This is a genomic window from Pseudomonas sp. BNK-15, from assembly GCF_047456105.1.
Taxonomy (GTDB): domain Bacteria; phylum Pseudomonadota; class Gammaproteobacteria; order Pseudomonadales; family Pseudomonadaceae; genus Aquipseudomonas; species Aquipseudomonas putida_E.
The window spans coordinates 4,034,586-4,048,438 of the sequence record NZ_CP179898.1 but is presented as its reverse complement, the minus strand read 5'-3'; the positions used below and the strand labels follow the sequence as shown (position 1 = coordinate 4,048,438).

Sequence of the window (13,853 nt, the reverse complement as noted above, 5' to 3'; positions counted from 1 at the left end):
CTGGTCGAGAAAATATCTTAACACTCGGCTGCGCCTACTTAGCGTTGCAATCCTCGTCGATAGGCGCCTGGCGAGACGTCGAACCAGCGTATGCAAGCCTTATGGAAGCTACTGTGATCCGCGAACCCTGTCAGTTGGGCAATATCCTTCAGTGGTCTGTCAGAGTCTTGTAATAACTCACTTACAAGAACAGCGCGAGATGAATCAGCAATTGTGGTGTAACTACACCCTTCAGAGTTCAATGCACCCTGAAGACTTCGAGGACTCATTTTCAATGAAAATGCGACATCCGCCAGTGTAGTTGAACCCCCAAGCACCAAGCGCTTTCTAACCTCTAAAGCTAAAACTTCGGACACCTTGAGCTTCACTTTGGATACCTGATCCAATTGGGCTAAGTGCAAGCGCCAAAGCGGCTCAGAACCCATCGGCAACGGCAACCTCGCCGCTTTTACTGAAAAGCTGACGCTGTTACGGGACGCTAAAAAATCAGGAGCGCACCCGCAAACCTCCCTAAGAGGCTTTGTATTTTTAGGCTTATCGTATGTCAGCTCAACCTTGACAGGCGAAATACCAAATCCTGGCGATAGCCATCTAACAATACCAATAATAAAAGCAAGGCCAGCATCTATAAACGCCCTCGGTGCTGGATCCCCCACTTCAACCCCAACTAATGTTATGAGCCCCCCGGAATATTCAACATTAAGAATCGAACCATTTGTATTTAAATGATGAAACCTTGCCAGGCAGCACAGTGCATACTCGAGTGTAGGGCACGCGATTACGGCATGGCCCAGCTTCTCGAGCATTGCTGGATGGACGTAGGAATACACCTGCAAACCGAAGTCAGGGCTAACCCCAAGGTCATGTGCAGCGCCCAAGAATCTGTATAGATCTTTAATTCTATAGAGACCATTACATTCCGGCACTAGCTGACCGACAGGCAAGTCCGAAAGCCCACTTCCAATCAAGCTGCGCACAAGTGTATCAACGAAAGAAGCGCTTATAGTAAGCATAGTAATTCAGCAAGATTGTGAACAACCTAAGACGCGTCCAAAGCGCCCAAAGACACAGTGTGCGCCAGGACACAAAATACGCTACCGAGGACACAATCAATCGTTACAAACCATGAGAAAATTGATTGTAAGCTTTAACAGGTCCTACGTCAGATTTTACTATGATACACATCTCACTCCGCCCAGAAGGTCCGCTTGCAGACATGAAAGTCCCATCAAGCTCAGCGCTTCAATGGTTTTCAAAATGCATCCGAACACCTTTTCTCGATGAAAATGAGTATTTTTCGGCGATTCAAGCTGCCGAGGTACTTTTAGCCGAAGAAAAAATCACTACCGGAGAATGGTTTCTAATGATTCGCCTAGCGAATCGAGCGCTTCGTAGAATTCAGGATCCCAAGGAACAATATACTTATCGAACCGTGCGATGGTGTTCAGACAATGCACTCAATAAGACAGGTTTTCCATCATCCACCTAGTATCGAAAAACGTTGCCCCTCGAAACTGAACAGCCCGGTAAACCCGGGCTGCGAAAACGACTTCTGCTGTCAGCTCGCCAGTTTAGAACGATGACCGACCATTCCATCGGACTCACTCACAACAGCCTGTAGGAACTCCGCATTACCCTCAGCACATCCAGTGCAAATCGCTTCTTGGTTAGTCGAAGGATCTCTATCCATCTCGATCGCGCTATATGAACGATTGCACACATGACACTTGATATGGAAACGCCATGGGTCTTGTACATCGTTGCGAGGATCAGAAAGCCGAGCAAGTCGCCCACCAAATGTGAACCGGGTAAATAGCCAATAGGTAGTTGCAGCAACTACAGCTATCAACATGGGTGCAATTTTCACGAACCACGCACCTTTCGGGCCCAACTCGATAATCATAATTCCCAGTACTGTCGACGCAATAATAGCCCATGCACCTGGCATCACTGCTTTGACTCTGCCAGGGCGGAACTCATCTCTGCTTGCATCGGGATAGATGGCATAATGAGTTAGGAGTATTGCAACCCATGATGTAACTGCTACCCCTTGCCACGCCAACGCTTTAAGCAAGTAACTGAAAACGTTTGTCAACATCAGAGAGTATACGCATGCTCCGACAAACAGAATCCATACACCACGACGCCAACGTAGCCCAAAGGCGCGCGCTGCGAAACCGGCCATATTAAGCGACGACCTCGCTTTCGTAAAGCCTGCCTGAAGGCTTGCGCTACTGACTCGGCGTGCAGGCTGTCATGGACGTGGTGGCCAACAATTTTCCTGGAGTACGCATCCGTTACCAGGCTCAGGTACAGCGGCCCGTTACGTGCGGGCAGGTAAGTGATGTCGGCAACCCAGACGTGCTCCGGCCTTGTCGGAACGACCTGGCTTGGGCCGGGCTTGAGTAAGTTGGGATGGCGGTAGAAGCGATGAAAGCTCTGTGTTGTCTTGTGGTAGGCCCGCTTAGGCAGCACTAGCAAACGGCGCTCTCCCAAGACCTGGAACAGCCTATCTCGGCCGACCTGGAATCGTCTGTCAGGTTGGCAATGCAGCAGATAGTGCAGCTTGCGTGTGCCCAGACGAGGCTGGCGCATCCGGACTTGCCGTACAAACTCAACCACCTGGTCTGCCTGGCGTTCTTTGTCATCGGCAGCTCGATTACGTTTGTAGTAAGCCTGTCGACTGATGCCTAGAAACTGACAAGCCCTGGCAATGCTCAGTCCTGCGACTTGACCTTGCGAGAGGACTTGCCGGATCGCTTTTTTACGATCGAGACACCATAGTCATTTTTCAGAACATCAACGACAGTTTCAAAGAACTGGGCCTTCTGGCTCATCAGCTCAAGCTGCTGCTCAAGCTCTTTGATCCGCTGCTCTGGAGTGAGCGTTTTGGGGTCAGACATCGCGCAGCTCCTCTCGTCGCGGATCGAGGCCCCCTGGCTCCAATCCTGCCGACCGTGCTTACGCAACCATACCAGAACCGTCGACCGCCCCTGGATGCCGTACCGCACCTGGGCCTGCTTGTAGGTCAGTTCGCCTTTTTCAATCTGATCAACCACCGCCAATTTAAAAGACAGCGAGTAATCACGCTGTGTGCGCTTTACACCTTGTTCCATCTGACTCTCCGGAAATTCGGGATGGGAGGTGTAAACCTTATTCAGGACGGGACACTTTAAACAAAAAAGCCCAGTCGTCACCGACTGGGCTTTTTTGTTTCAATAATGGTCGGGACGGAGTGATTCGAACACTCGACCCCTTGCACCCCATGCAAGTGCGCTACCGGGCTGCGCTACGCCCCGACTGGGCTTTGAAGCATGTTCTCAATCTTGCCGAGAACGCTGAAGAATTTACCCTAACCTTTTGATAAATGGAAGCTTTTTTTCAAAAAAATCCATTCACCAGCTCTAGCTCACTTCTTCAACACCACCAGCACATCCTCCAACTCAACAATCATCTGCCGAATCAGCTGCTTGTACTGGCTTGACTCATCCTTCACCTCATCACTGGAGAGCCGCAACCGCGCCCCGCCAATGGTGAACCCCTGGTCATAAAGCAGCGCGCGAATCTGGCGGATCATCAGCACGTCTTGGCGCTGGTAATACCGCCGATTGCCCCGCCGCTTCACGGGGTTGAGCTGAGGGAACTCCTGTTCCCAATACCGCAGCACGTGTGGCTTTACGGCACACAACTCGCTGACTTCACCAATGGTGAAGTAGCGTTTGCCCGGTATGGGGGGCAGTTCGTCGTTATGGCTTGGTTCCAGCATAGGCCTCAACCCGGGCCTTCAACTTCTGCCCTGGACGAAAGGTGACGACGCGCCGTGCGGTGATCGGGATCTCTTCCCCTGTTTTGGGGTTGCGGCCCGGCCGCTGGCGTTTGTCGCGAAGGTCGAAGTTGCCGAAACCGGACAACTTGACCTGCTCGTTCTCTTCAAGTGCGTGCCGAATTTCTTCAAAAAACAGCTCGACCAACTCCTTGGCCTCACGCTTGTTAAGCCCCAGCTCCTCGTACAGCCTTTCGGCCATCTCAGCTTTCGTCAGAGCACCCATGCCGTTATTTCCTTAACGTGGTGTTCAACCTTTGTTCAAGCGAGGTGAGGATGTTTTGCAGGGTAGTGTTCACCTCATCGTCGTTAAGAGTGCGCGATGGATGCTGCCAGGTCAAGCCGACGGCCAGGCTTTTTCTATCAGGATCAATACCTTTACCCTGGTAGACGTCAAACAGCCTGAGGTCTGTAAGCCATTCGCCTGCATTGTCACGAATTACTTCAAGCACGGCGCTGGCAGCCACGTCACGGCCGGCGATCAGGGCCAGGTCACGACGGGTTTCCGGGAACTTGGAGAGTTCGCTGAATTTCGGCAGGCGGCCTTCGACCACATCACCCAATACCAGCTCGAAGACGAACACCGGGCGGTCCAGGCCCAGGGCCTTGGCAACTTCCGGGTGCAGGGCGCCGAGGTAGCCGACTTCCTTGCCGTCGCGCTGGATGACAGCGGTCTGGCCTGGGTGCAGGGCGGGGTGTTTGCCGGCGGCGAAGGTGAAGTCGCTCAGGGCGCCCGAGTAGCCCAGCAGGGCTTCGACGTCTGCTTTCACGTCGAAGAAGTCGATGCTGTCACGGCCGTTGGCCCAGCCTTCTGGCAGGCGGCTGCCGGTGACAACGCCGGCGATCATGGGCTGCTGCTTCAGGTCACCCAACTGGCCGACGAAGCGCAGGCCGCTTTCGAACAAGCGCACGCGGTCTTGCTGGCGGTTGAGGTTGTGCTGCATGGCTTTGACCAGGCCCGGCCACAGCGAGGCGCGCATGGCGGCCATGTCGCTGGAGATGGGGTTGGCCAGCAGCAGCGGCTCTACGCCTGGGGTGAACAGCTCGAACAGCTTCGGGTCGATGAAGCTGTAGGTGATGGCTTCCTGGTAGCCGCGGGCGACCAGCAGGCGGCGCAGGTTGGGCAGCTCACCGCGGGTTTCCGGGTTGGCCTTGGGCGCCAGGCGCGCTTGCGGGTAACGCACAGGCAGGCTGTTGTAGCCGTACAGGCGGGCCAGTTCTTCGATCAGGTCGACTTCCAGGCTGATGTCGAAGCGGTGGCTTGGCACCTTGACGGTCCACTCCCCTGCCCCGTTGGCCGTGGTGGTCAGCTCCAGGGCGTTGAGCATCTGCTCGACCTGGGCGGCCTGCAGCTCCATGCCGAGCATCTGGGTGATGCGTTCGGCGCGCAGGGTCACCGGGGCGACTTGCGGCAGGTGCTGTTCGCTGACGGCTTCGATGATGGGGCCGGCTTCGCCGCCGACAATCTCCAGCACCAGTGCGGTAGCGCGCTCCATGGCTTCGCGGGCCAGTTGCGAGTCGACGCCGCGCTCGTAGCGGTGCGAGGCGTCGGTGTGCAGGCCGTAGGAACGGGCCTTGCCGGCAACGGCGACCGGCTCGAAGAAGGCGCTTTCAAGGAACAGGTCGCGGGTTTTTTCGGTGTTGACGCCGCTGTGCTCGCCACCCATCACGCCGGCAATGGCCAGGGCGCGGGTGTGGTCGGCGATGACCAGGGTGTCGGCGCGCAGGGCGACTTCCTGGCCGTCGAGCAGCACCAGCTTCTCGCCCTCTTCGGCCATGCGTACGCGGATGCCGCCGTTGATTTCGGCGAGATCGAAGGCGTGCATCGGCTGGCCGAGTTCGAGCATCACGTAGTTGGTGATGTCGACGGCGGCGTCGATGCTGCGCACGTCGCTGCGGCGAAGGCGTTCAACCATCCACAGCGGGGTGGGTTTGCTGAGGTCGACGTTGCGGATGACGCGGCCCAGGTAGCGTGGGCACACGGCCGGGGCGCTGACTTCGACCGGGCGCACTTCGTCGTGGGCAGCCGGTACGGCCGGCACCACCGGGCGGGTGACCGGGACGTTGTACAGGGCGCTGACGTCGCGGGCCAGGCCCGCCAGCGACAGGCAGTCACCGCGGTTGGGGGTCAGGCCGATTTCGATGCTGGCGTCGTCCAGGTTCAGGTACTGGCGAATGTCTTCGCCTACCGGGGCGTCGGCAGCCAGTTCGAGCAGGCCGTCGTTTTCTTCGCTGATCTGCAGCTCTGCTGCCGAGCACAGCATGCCGAACGACTCGACGCCGCGCAGCTTGGCCTTCTTGATCTTGAAGTCGCCCGGCAGTTCGGCGCCGATCATGGCGAACGGGATTTTGATGCCCGGGCGCGCATTGGGGGCGCCGCAGACGACCTGGAAGGTTTCCTGGCCGTTGCTGACCTGGCAGACGCGCAGTTTATCGGCGTCGGGGTGTTGTTCGGTGGCGAGGATTTCGCCCACGACGATGCCGCTGAACTGGCCGGCAGCGGGGGTTACGCTGTCGACTTCAAGGCCGGCCATGGAAAGGCGGGCGACCAGTTCGTCACGGGAGACTTGCGGGTTTACCCAACCGCGCAGCCACTGTTCACTGAATTTCATGCTGTTCTCCTGAAAGTTGAGTCGATTGGGCCTAGCGGAATTGGGCTAAGAACCGCAGGTCGTTGTCGAAGAACAGACGCAAATCGTTGACGCCGTAGCGCAGCATGGCCAGGCGCTCGGCGCCCATGCCGAAGGCGAAGCCCTGGAATTCTTCAGGGTCGATGCCGGACATGCGCAGCACGTCCGGGTGCACCATGCCGCAGCCCAGCACTTCCAGCCAGCCGGTTTGCTTGCACACGCGGCAGCCTTGGCCGGAACACATCACGCACTGGATATCGACTTCGGCGGACGGCTCGGTGAAGGGGAAGAACGACGGGCGGAAGCGCACGGCCAGTTCTTTTTCGAAGAACACGCGCAGGAACTCTTCGATGGTGCCCTTGAGGTCGGCAAAGTTGATGTCGCGATCGATCAGCAGGCCTTCGACCTGGTGGAACATCGGCGAGTGGGTGATATCCGAGTCGCAGCGGTAAACGCGGCCCGGGCACACAATGCGGATTGGCGGCTGGGTGGACTCCATGGTCCGCACCTGCACCGGCGAGGTGTGGGTGCGCAGCAGCATGTTGGCATTGAAGTAGAAGGTGTCGTGCATCGCCCGGGCTGGGTGGTGGCCGGGGATGTTGAGCGCTTCGAAGTTGTGGTAGTCGTCTTCGACCTCGGGGCCTTCGGCGATGCCGTAGCCGATATGGGTGAAGAACTGCTCGATGCGTTCGAGGGTACGGGTGATCGGGTGCAGGCCACCGGTGGCCTGGCCACGGCCTGGCAGGGTCACATCAATGCATTCGGCGGCCAGGCGAGCGCTGAGTTCGGCTTCTTCAAAGGCTGCCTTGCGTGCGTTGAGCACTTCGGTGACGCGCTCTTTGGCGTCATTGATCAGCGCGCCGACTTTCGGGCGCTCTTCGGCTGGCAGGTTGCCCAGGGTCTTCATCACCTGGGTCAGTTCGCCTTTTTTGCCAAGATACTGAACCCGGATCTGTTCCAGGGCATTGATGTCTTCAGCGCGCTCCACGGCCTCAAGGGCTTGGGAGACCAGCGCGTCCAGGTTTTCCATGTACAGACTCCAGATACGAAAATAGGGGAAGAGCTTTGAAGGCTCTTCCCCTATCGATGACGTTTTACACCCGACAGCGCAGAACGCTGCCGGATGATTGTCGTGGGTACTTAAGCCAGAACGGCTTTAGCTTTCTCGACAATTGCAGCAAACGCCGCTTTTTCGTTCACTGCCAGGTCAGCCAGAACCTTACGGTCGATTTCGATCGACGCCTTTTTCAGGCCAGCAATCAGACGGCTGTAAGACAGACCGTTGGTGCGGGCACCGGCGTTGATACGAGCGATCCACAGTGCGCGGAACTGACGCTTCTTCTGGCGACGGTCGCGGTAGGCGTATTGGCCTGCCTTGATGACTGCCTGCTTGGCTACGCGGAATACGCGCGAGCGTGCACCGTAGTAACCTTTAGCCAGCTTCAGAATTTTTTTGTGACGCTTACGAGCGATAACGCCGCGCTTTACACGAGCCATGAGTAACTTCCTCTATCTTTGACCAGAATTAACGAACGCGCAGCATGCGCGCGACTTTCGCGACGTCAGACGGGTGCAGCAAGCTGCTACCACGCAGTTGACGCTTACGCTTGGTCGACATTTTGGTCAGGATGTGGCTCTTGAAAGCGTGCTTGTGCTTGAAGCCGGTAGCGGTCTTCAGGAAGCGCTTTGCAGCACCGCTCTTGGTTTTCATTTTTGGCATGTTGGAACTCCGCATTCGATAAAATTACACATAATCATCAGGCCTGCCGTGCCCGGGAGATTACTTCTTTTTCTTGGGGGCGATGACCATCATAAGCTGGCGTCCTTCCATCTTCGGATGCTGCTCAACGGTGCCGTATTCGGCGAGGTCAGCTTCAACCCGCTTCAACAGCTCCATGCCCAGCTCCTGGTGGGCCATCTCACGACCACGGAATCTCAGAGAGATCTTGGCCTTGTCCCCATCGGTAAGGAAACGTACCAGGTTGCGTAGTTTTACCTGGTAATCCCCATCCTCCGTCCCTGGACGAAACTTGATTTCTTTGATCTGGATCTGCTTCTGGTTTTTCTTGGCTTCGTTAGCCTGCTTCTTCTTTTCGAAGAGGTGCTTGCCGTAGTCCATGACCTTGCAGACAGGCGGTAACGCGTCTGCAGAGATTTCAACCAGGTCCAGCTTCGCTTCATCAGCGATACGCAGCGCTTCATCAATCGAGACGATGCCAACCTGCTCGCCGTCTGCGCCAATTAACCGAACCTCGCGGGCCGAGATATTCTCGTTGATCGGGGCCTTCGGTGCAGCACGTTTATCGTTTCTCATTTCACGCTTAATAGTCATTACTCCGATTCTTGGCGACCACGCCGGGAAACCGCATGTGTCAGAAGCTCAACGAACTGGGCGACGGGCATGGAGCCCAGGTCTGCACCTTCGCGAGTACGCACAGCGACGGTTTGCGTTTCGACTTCGCGGTCCCCTATAACCAAAAGGTACGGGACCTTGAGCAAAGTATGCTCGCGGATTTTAAAGCCGATCTTCTCATTTCTCAAGTCCGACTTGGCACGGAAACCGCTACCGTTCAGAGATTTCTCAACCTGAAGGGCGAAATCGGCCTGTTTGTCGGTGATGTTCATGATCACGGCCTGGGTCGGTGCCAGCCACGCCGGGAACACGCCGGCATAGTGCTCGATGAGCATGCCGATGAAGCGCTCGAACGAGCCGAGGATGGCGCGGTGCAGCATCACCGGGCGCTTGCGCGCGTTGTCTTCGGCGATGTAGCTGGCGTCCAGGCGCTCTGGCAGGTTCGGATCGTACTGCAGGGTACCACACTGCCAGTTACGGCCCAGGCAGTCGCGCAGGGTGAATTCGATTTTAGGGCCGTAGAAGGCACCTTCACCTGGCTGGTATTCCCATTCCAGGCCGGATTCGTTCAGGGCGTCGGCCAGTGCACCTTCGGCGCGGTCCCACAGCTCTTCGGAACCCACGCGCTTGGCGGGGCGGGTGGAGAGCTTCATGGCGACGTCGGTGAAACCGAAGTCCTTGTACACGTCCAGGGTCAGCTTGATGAAGTCGGCGGCTTCTTTCTTCACCTGGTCTTCGGTACAGAAGATGTGCGCGTCGTCCTGCACGAAGCCACGTACGCGCATGATGCCGTGCAGGGCGCCGGAAGGCTCGTTACGGTGGCAGGCACCGAATTCGGCCAGGCGCAGCGGCAGGTCGCGGTACGACTTCAGGCCCTGGTTGAACACCTGCACGTGGCACGGGCAGTTCATCGGCTTGACCGCGTAATCACGGCTTTCCGACGAGGTGGTGAACATGTTTTCGGCGTAGTTGGACCAGTGGCCGGAACGCTCCCAGAGGATGCGGTCGACGACTTGCGGGGTCTTGATTTCCGAGTAGCCGTTTTCGCGCTGGACCTGGCGCATGTACTGCTCGAGCACCTGGTAGACGGTCCAGCCGTTGGCGTGCCAGAACACCATGCCTGGCGCTTCTTCCTGCAGGTGGAACAGGTCGAGCTGCTTGCCGATCTTGCGGTGGTCGCGTTTTTCGGCTTCTTCGATGCGCTGGATGTAGGCAGCCAGCTGCTTCTTGTCAGCCCAGGCGGTACCGTACACGCGCTGCAGCTGCTCGTTCTTGGCATCGCCACGCCAGTAGGCGCCGGACAGCTTGGTCAGCTTGAATGCCTTGAGGAAACGGGTGTTCGGCACGTGCGGGCCACGGCACATGTCGACGTATTCTTCGTGGTAGTACAGGCCCATGGCCTGCTCGTCGGGCATGTCCTCGACCAGGCGCAGCTTGTAGTCTTCGCCACGGGCCTTGAACACGTCGATGACTTCGGCGCGCGGGGTCATCTTCTTGATGACGTCGTAGTCTTTTTCGATCAGCTGCTGCATGCGCTTTTCGATGGCGACCAAGTCTTCAGGGGTGAAGGGGCGCTCGTAGGCGATGTCGTAATAGAAGCCTTCGTCGATGACCGGGCCGATGACCATCTTGGCGGTCGGGTACAGCTGTTTCACTGCGTGGCCTACAAGGTGGGCGCACGAGTGACGGATGATCTCCAGTCCCTCTTCATCTTTAGGGGTGATGATCTGCAGGGTGGCGTCGTGGGTGATCAGCTCGCAGGCGTCGACCAGCTTGCCGTCGACTTTGCCGGCAACGGTGGCCTTGGCCAGGCCGGCACCGATCGAAGCGGCGACATCGGCTACGGATACCGCGTGATCGAACGCGCGTTGACTGCCATCGGGAAGAGTAATAGTGGGCATGGCGCCTCCTCTCCTAGTGGTGACCCCTACCAAAGGTCACATGGGTTGGGATGAGCCAGTACAAGATCCGACCTGCCTTCCTTGAAGGAAGCCTGCCTCACAGTGGCAGGAGCCTTTCGGCTTGCCAGGGGGACCTGAGTGACTGGAAAGTAAAAAGATAGTTGCACGCTGCACGTGTGCAGGTGCAAGCCGGGCATGCTAGCACGGGGGTTGCATGGCAGCGCAGAAATATTTGGAAATTACGCGGTAGCGGTGAACTTACACGGAAAATTTCCTATCAGACTTTGGGAAGCAACCTACTCTTGATGAGACCTTAACCCAAGGAGTGTCTGGTTATGCGAGTTCCGTCTCTTCTGGCCCTGGCGGCCGCTGGCGCCCTGCTGCTGCCCATGGCAGCCACCGCTGGCAACTTCCCTGCCGGCAAGGAGGGTGCCTACATGACGCAATGCAAACAGGTGGCGCAAGGTCAAGGTGTCGACGCTGCAACTGCAGACAAGCATTGTTCGTGCGGCGCGCAAGCCATCAAAGATAATTTCACTGATAAGGAGATCGAAGACCTGGACAGCAATGACGGCGTTGACGCCAAGCTGATGCAGAAGGCACAGACCGTCGTGCAAGCGGCCTGCAAGCCGAAATGAGCCATGCGCAGAGGGCTTTCCGGGCTTTATTTGCCCTGGATCAGCATCCTGCGAAGGTAAAAGACGCTACAGGCGCAGAATTAGACTATTATGGTGTCCGTGCTCCGTAGCCTCGGCCACATTGCACCACTGAAAATTAAATGTTCTGGAGATTCACCCATGTCCAATCGCCAACAAGGCACCGTCAAATGGTTCAATGATGAGAAAGGCTACGGCTTCATCACCCCAGCAGGCGGCGGCGACGACCTGTTCGTTCACTTCAAAGCCATCGAATCCGACGGCTTCAAGAGCCTGAAAGAAGGCCAGACTGTTTCCTTCGTTGCCGAAAAAGGCCAGAAGGGTATGCAGGCTGCGCAGGTTCGTCCGGAGTAATTCGGATAGCTGTAAAAAAACCCGCCCTTGTGGCGGGTTTTTTTATGGGCGTTTGCCAGGGCAGCATACGCCTGCCCTTCGTAGGAGCGGCCTTGTGTCGCGAAAGGGCCGCAAAGCGGCCCCGGCATTTCATGCGGCGGAGCTAGAAACCTGGGGCCGCTTCGCAGCCCTTTCGCGACACAAGGCCGCTCCTACGGGGGGGGCGTGCCGTATTTGGAGCTGCATTATCGCCGACAGATGAGAAGGCTGAGGCTTCATCAATAGATGCATGGGCATTTACCAGGGCAGCACAGGCCTGCACCTCGTAGGGGCTGCATCAACCGCAGTTGACGCGTGTCACCTTGCCCTGCTCGTCCACATTCAGGTTGAGGCGCTCGGAGCGGTACTCCAGGGTCACCATGTCATGTGGCTTGAGAATACGGGCAATCTGTGAGCCACTGGCCTTGCGCGCCTGCTCGAGCAGGTCGGCACTGCCTTGCTTGCCAATGGCGAAATCGGCACCGCTGGCCTCGCAGCGCCCGTCGTTGCCTGCAGCTGCAGCCGGGGCGCTGCCGCCGCCAGAGCTGCCACCAGTGCTGCAACCAGCCAGCACAGCAGCGACCAGCAAGGTTGCCAGGGAAGCACGGGTACGGAACATGAATCCTCCTAAATAGATCTGGGAACTGCCTGTTCCGACAGTTCCACCCAGAATTCGTTGCAAAACCGCACAAGTCTGCCCGAACTCACCGCGCATGGCGAAAGGCAATCGTGACCGGATTTTGCACCACGCAGTTGGTTTGCTTGGGCAGGCTTTTTATTCTTAAGTCGAAGAGCCATTGACGCAAAGTGATGATTTACTTTAAGAAGTGCAGGCACAGTGCCTGCTGCGAACACCAGGGTCAGGTGTTCGCCCCTCCGCCACAGGCCCAAACGAGAGCCTTTCATGAGCCACCACAGCATCGACGCCGACATCAAGGTCAAATGGGCGGAGGGCCAGAGCGCCTACAGCCCCAGCACGCCAGAAGAGCTGGTATTGATCGCCCTGGACCTGCTTGTGCGCGACCTGGGCAGCGAGGCGGCGCGCAACTTCATCGACCAGGTGTTCGAGCGCTACGCACCGCACGCCGCTATTGCAATCGAGCCAGGCGCGCGCTGAGCAGGTCGAAAAAGCCCTGGGCATCGCCCTCGCCCACCCACATCACGTTGGCCGGCTGTTTGAGCACGCCGTACCAGTCCGCGACGGTCTGGCCGAAGGTCGGGCCCTCGCGGCTGTCGACGCTCATGTGGATGCGCCGCCCGCTGAACAACTCGGGCTTGAGCAGATAAGCAATGACGCTGGCGTCATGCACCGGGCCGCCGGGCATGGCGTACAAGTCCATGTCGTGCTTGATGTACGCATTGAGGATGTCCACCACGCGCTTGCTGGCCTGGTTGTTCACGGCTGCCAGCTGCTTGAGGCGGGCGTCACTGGTGAGCAGTTTGTGGGTGACGTCCAGTGGCAGGTAGGTCAGTGGCACGCCACTGGCCAGCACCACCTCGGCAGCGTGCGGGTCGGCGTAGAGGTTGAATTCTGCCGCCGGGGTGATGTTGCCGCCGTTGAAGTGGGCGCCGCCCATCACCACCACCTCTTTGATGCCTTTGGCGATGTCCGGGCGCTGGATCAGAGCCAGGGCCAGGTTGGTCTGTGGGCCGAGCATGGCCACGGTGATGCTGCGGGGTTCGGCAGCGCCGAGCGTATCGACCAGGTACTGCACGGCATTGCCCGGGGCCAGGGGCTTTTTCGGTTCATGCACCGGGACACCGGTCAGGCCTTCTTCGCCATGCACTTCGGCAGCGTAGATGGGCGTGCGCACCAGCGGGCGCCCTGCCCCGGCGTACACCGGGATGTCTTCGCGGCCGGCCCACTCGCGGGCCAGGCGGGCGTTGCGCGAGGTTTTGTCGAGGCGCACGTTGCCGGCGACGGTGGTGATGGCGCGGATATTGAGTTCGTCCGGCGAGGCCATGGCCAGGAACAGTGCGACCACATCGTCGGCGCCGGGGTCGGTGTCGATGATCAGGTCGCGGGGTGCGGCCTGGAGCGTGGTGGTGGCGGCTGCGGCCATGAGGGCGAGTCCTTGTAGCAGAGGTTTGAGCATGGGGCACTCCTGTTGCCTTGGT

At 58.1% G+C, this 13,853-nt stretch carries 14 protein-coding genes, 1 tRNA gene and 1 pseudogene; 3 read left to right on the top strand and 13 right to left on the bottom strand.

Annotated features, from left to right (window positions below; all coding sequences use genetic code 11):
- Positions 1 to 38 precede the first annotated feature (38 nt).
- From ACMGF5_RS18490 to thrS, 11 genes and pseudogenes are all read right to left on the bottom strand, one after another.
- On the bottom strand, positions 39 to 1,013 hold the full coding sequence (locus ACMGF5_RS18490) for an AraC family transcriptional regulator ligand-binding domain-containing protein (RefSeq protein ID WP_414157032.1): 975 nt from the start codon (positions 1,011 to 1,013) through the stop codon (positions 39 to 41).
- A 1,186-nt stretch (positions 1,014 to 2,199) separates the two neighbouring features.
- Positions 2,200 to 3,116, bottom strand: a pseudogene (locus ACMGF5_RS18485) (IS3 family transposase); the annotation flags it as partial.
- Positions 3,117 to 3,222: 106 nt separating this feature from the next.
- Positions 3,223 to 3,299, bottom strand: a tRNA-Pro gene (locus ACMGF5_RS18480).
- A gap of 110 nt (positions 3,300 to 3,409) precedes the next feature.
- Positions 3,410 to 3,766: a MerR family transcriptional regulator gene (locus tag ACMGF5_RS18475; protein ID WP_008100384.1), complete on the bottom strand. Its 357-nt coding sequence runs from the start codon at positions 3,764 to 3,766 to the stop codon at positions 3,410 to 3,412.
- Positions 3,747 to 4,049 (bottom strand): integration host factor subunit alpha, encoded by a 303-nt coding sequence (gene ihfA / locus ACMGF5_RS18470; protein ID WP_003250679.1) that lies wholly within the window; start codon positions 4,047 to 4,049, stop codon positions 3,747 to 3,749. The genes ACMGF5_RS18475 and ihfA overlap by 20 nt, the downstream gene beginning before the upstream one ends.
- Positions 4,050 to 4,053: 4 nt before the next feature.
- Entirely contained in the window at positions 4,054 to 6,435 is a 2,382-nt protein-coding gene (gene pheT, locus ACMGF5_RS18465) for a phenylalanine--tRNA ligase subunit beta (RefSeq protein ID WP_237860461.1), read from the bottom strand.
- Positions 6,436 to 6,466: 31 nt separating this feature from the next.
- The gene (gene pheS / locus ACMGF5_RS18460) at positions 6,467 to 7,483 is read right to left on the bottom strand and encodes a phenylalanine--tRNA ligase subunit alpha (RefSeq protein ID WP_046787172.1); all 1,017 of its coding nucleotides are present in this window, start codon (positions 7,481 to 7,483) and stop codon (positions 6,467 to 6,469) included.
- Between the two features lie 110 nt (positions 7,484 to 7,593).
- Positions 7,594 to 7,950 (bottom strand): 50S ribosomal protein L20, encoded by a 357-nt coding sequence (gene rplT / locus ACMGF5_RS18455; protein ID WP_003250671.1) that lies wholly within the window; start codon positions 7,948 to 7,950, stop codon positions 7,594 to 7,596.
- A 28-nt stretch (positions 7,951 to 7,978) separates the two neighbouring features.
- Complete coding sequence (rpmI, locus tag ACMGF5_RS18450) at positions 7,979 to 8,173, bottom strand: 50S ribosomal protein L35 (RefSeq protein ID WP_012313865.1); 195 nt, start codon at positions 8,171 to 8,173, stop codon at positions 7,979 to 7,981.
- 60 nt (positions 8,174 to 8,233) lie between these two features.
- On the bottom strand, positions 8,234 to 8,785 hold the full coding sequence (gene infC / locus ACMGF5_RS18445; RefSeq protein ID WP_174141673.1) for a translation initiation factor IF-3: 552 nt from the start codon (positions 8,783 to 8,785) through the stop codon (positions 8,234 to 8,236).
- Positions 8,785 to 10,707: a threonine--tRNA ligase gene (gene thrS / locus ACMGF5_RS18440; protein WP_046787173.1), complete on the bottom strand. Its 1,923-nt coding sequence runs from the start codon at positions 10,705 to 10,707 to the stop codon at positions 8,785 to 8,787. The genes infC and thrS overlap by 1 nt, the downstream gene beginning before the upstream one ends.
- 335 nt (positions 10,708 to 11,042) lie before the next feature.
- On the opposite strand from thrS, the gene ACMGF5_RS18435 reads away from it, so the two are divergent.
- Complete coding sequence (locus tag ACMGF5_RS18435) at positions 11,043 to 11,345, top strand: hypothetical protein (RefSeq protein WP_115275249.1); 303 nt, start codon at positions 11,043 to 11,045, stop codon at positions 11,343 to 11,345.
- 159 nt (positions 11,346 to 11,504) lie between these two features.
- Positions 11,505 to 11,717, top strand: a complete 213-nt coding sequence (locus ACMGF5_RS18430; protein WP_012313861.1) for a cold-shock protein — start codon at positions 11,505 to 11,507, stop codon at positions 11,715 to 11,717.
- A gap of 316 nt (positions 11,718 to 12,033) precedes the next feature.
- On the opposite strand, the gene ACMGF5_RS18425 is transcribed toward ACMGF5_RS18430, so the two are convergent.
- A complete protein-coding gene (locus tag ACMGF5_RS18425) occupies positions 12,034 to 12,354 on the bottom strand; it encodes an I78 family peptidase inhibitor (protein ID WP_046787175.1) in 321 nt (106 codons plus the stop codon).
- 285 nt (positions 12,355 to 12,639) lie between these two features.
- On the opposite strand from ACMGF5_RS18425, the gene ACMGF5_RS18420 reads away from it, so the two are divergent.
- Positions 12,640 to 12,852, top strand: a complete 213-nt coding sequence (locus tag ACMGF5_RS18420) for a hypothetical protein (RefSeq protein ID WP_012313859.1) — start codon at positions 12,640 to 12,642, stop codon at positions 12,850 to 12,852.
- Here ACMGF5_RS18420 and ACMGF5_RS18415 read toward each other — a convergent pair.
- Positions 12,824 to 13,831, bottom strand: coding sequence for a nucleoside hydrolase (locus tag ACMGF5_RS18415; protein ID WP_125923346.1), 1,008 nt, complete (start codon positions 13,829 to 13,831; stop codon positions 12,824 to 12,826). The two genes, ACMGF5_RS18420 and ACMGF5_RS18415, sit on opposite strands and share 29 nt — an antisense overlap.
- Positions 13,832 to 13,853: the final 22 nt, after the last annotated feature.

Excerpts from the sequence above, each read along its gene's own strand:
- ACMGF5_RS18420 (WP_012313859.1), top strand. The coding sequence starts at position 12,640 with ATGAGCCACCACAGCATCGACGCCGACATCAAGGTCAAATGGGCGGAG.
- ACMGF5_RS18435 (WP_115275249.1), top strand. The coding sequence starts at position 11,043 with ATGCGAGTTCCGTCTCTTCTGGCCCTGGCGGCCGCTGGCGCCCTGCTG.
- pheT (WP_237860461.1), bottom strand. The coding sequence starts at position 6,435 with ATGAAATTCAGTGAACAGTGGCTGCGCGGTTGGGTAAACCCGCAAGTC.
- ACMGF5_RS18415 (WP_125923346.1), bottom strand. The coding sequence starts at position 13,831 with ATGCTCAAACCTCTGCTACAAGGACTCGCCCTCATGGCCGCAGCCGCC.
- ACMGF5_RS18490 (WP_414157032.1), bottom strand. The coding sequence starts at position 1,013 with ATGCTTACTATAAGCGCTTCTTTCGTTGATACACTTGTGCGCAGCTTG.
- infC (WP_174141673.1), bottom strand. The coding sequence starts at position 8,785 with ATGACTATTAAGCGTGAAATGAGAAACGATAAACGTGCTGCACCGAAG.
- ihfA (WP_003250679.1), bottom strand. The coding sequence starts at position 4,049 with ATGGGTGCTCTGACGAAAGCTGAGATGGCCGAAAGGCTGTACGAGGAG.
- ACMGF5_RS18475 (WP_008100384.1), bottom strand. The coding sequence starts at position 3,766 with ATGCTGGAACCAAGCCATAACGACGAACTGCCCCCCATACCGGGCAAA.
- rplT (WP_003250671.1), bottom strand. The coding sequence starts at position 7,950 with ATGGCTCGTGTAAAGCGCGGCGTTATCGCTCGTAAGCGTCACAAAAAA.
- rpmI (WP_012313865.1), bottom strand. The coding sequence starts at position 8,173 with ATGCCAAAAATGAAAACCAAGAGCGGTGCTGCAAAGCGCTTCCTGAAG.
- thrS (WP_046787173.1), bottom strand. The coding sequence starts at position 10,707 with ATGCCCACTATTACTCTTCCCGATGGCAGTCAACGCGCGTTCGATCAC.
- ACMGF5_RS18425 (WP_046787175.1), bottom strand. The coding sequence starts at position 12,354 with ATGTTCCGTACCCGTGCTTCCCTGGCAACCTTGCTGGTCGCTGCTGTG.
- ACMGF5_RS18430 (WP_012313861.1), top strand. The coding sequence starts at position 11,505 with ATGTCCAATCGCCAACAAGGCACCGTCAAATGGTTCAATGATGAGAAA.
- pheS (WP_046787172.1), bottom strand. The coding sequence starts at position 7,483 with ATGGAAAACCTGGACGCGCTGGTCTCCCAAGCCCTTGAGGCCGTGGAG.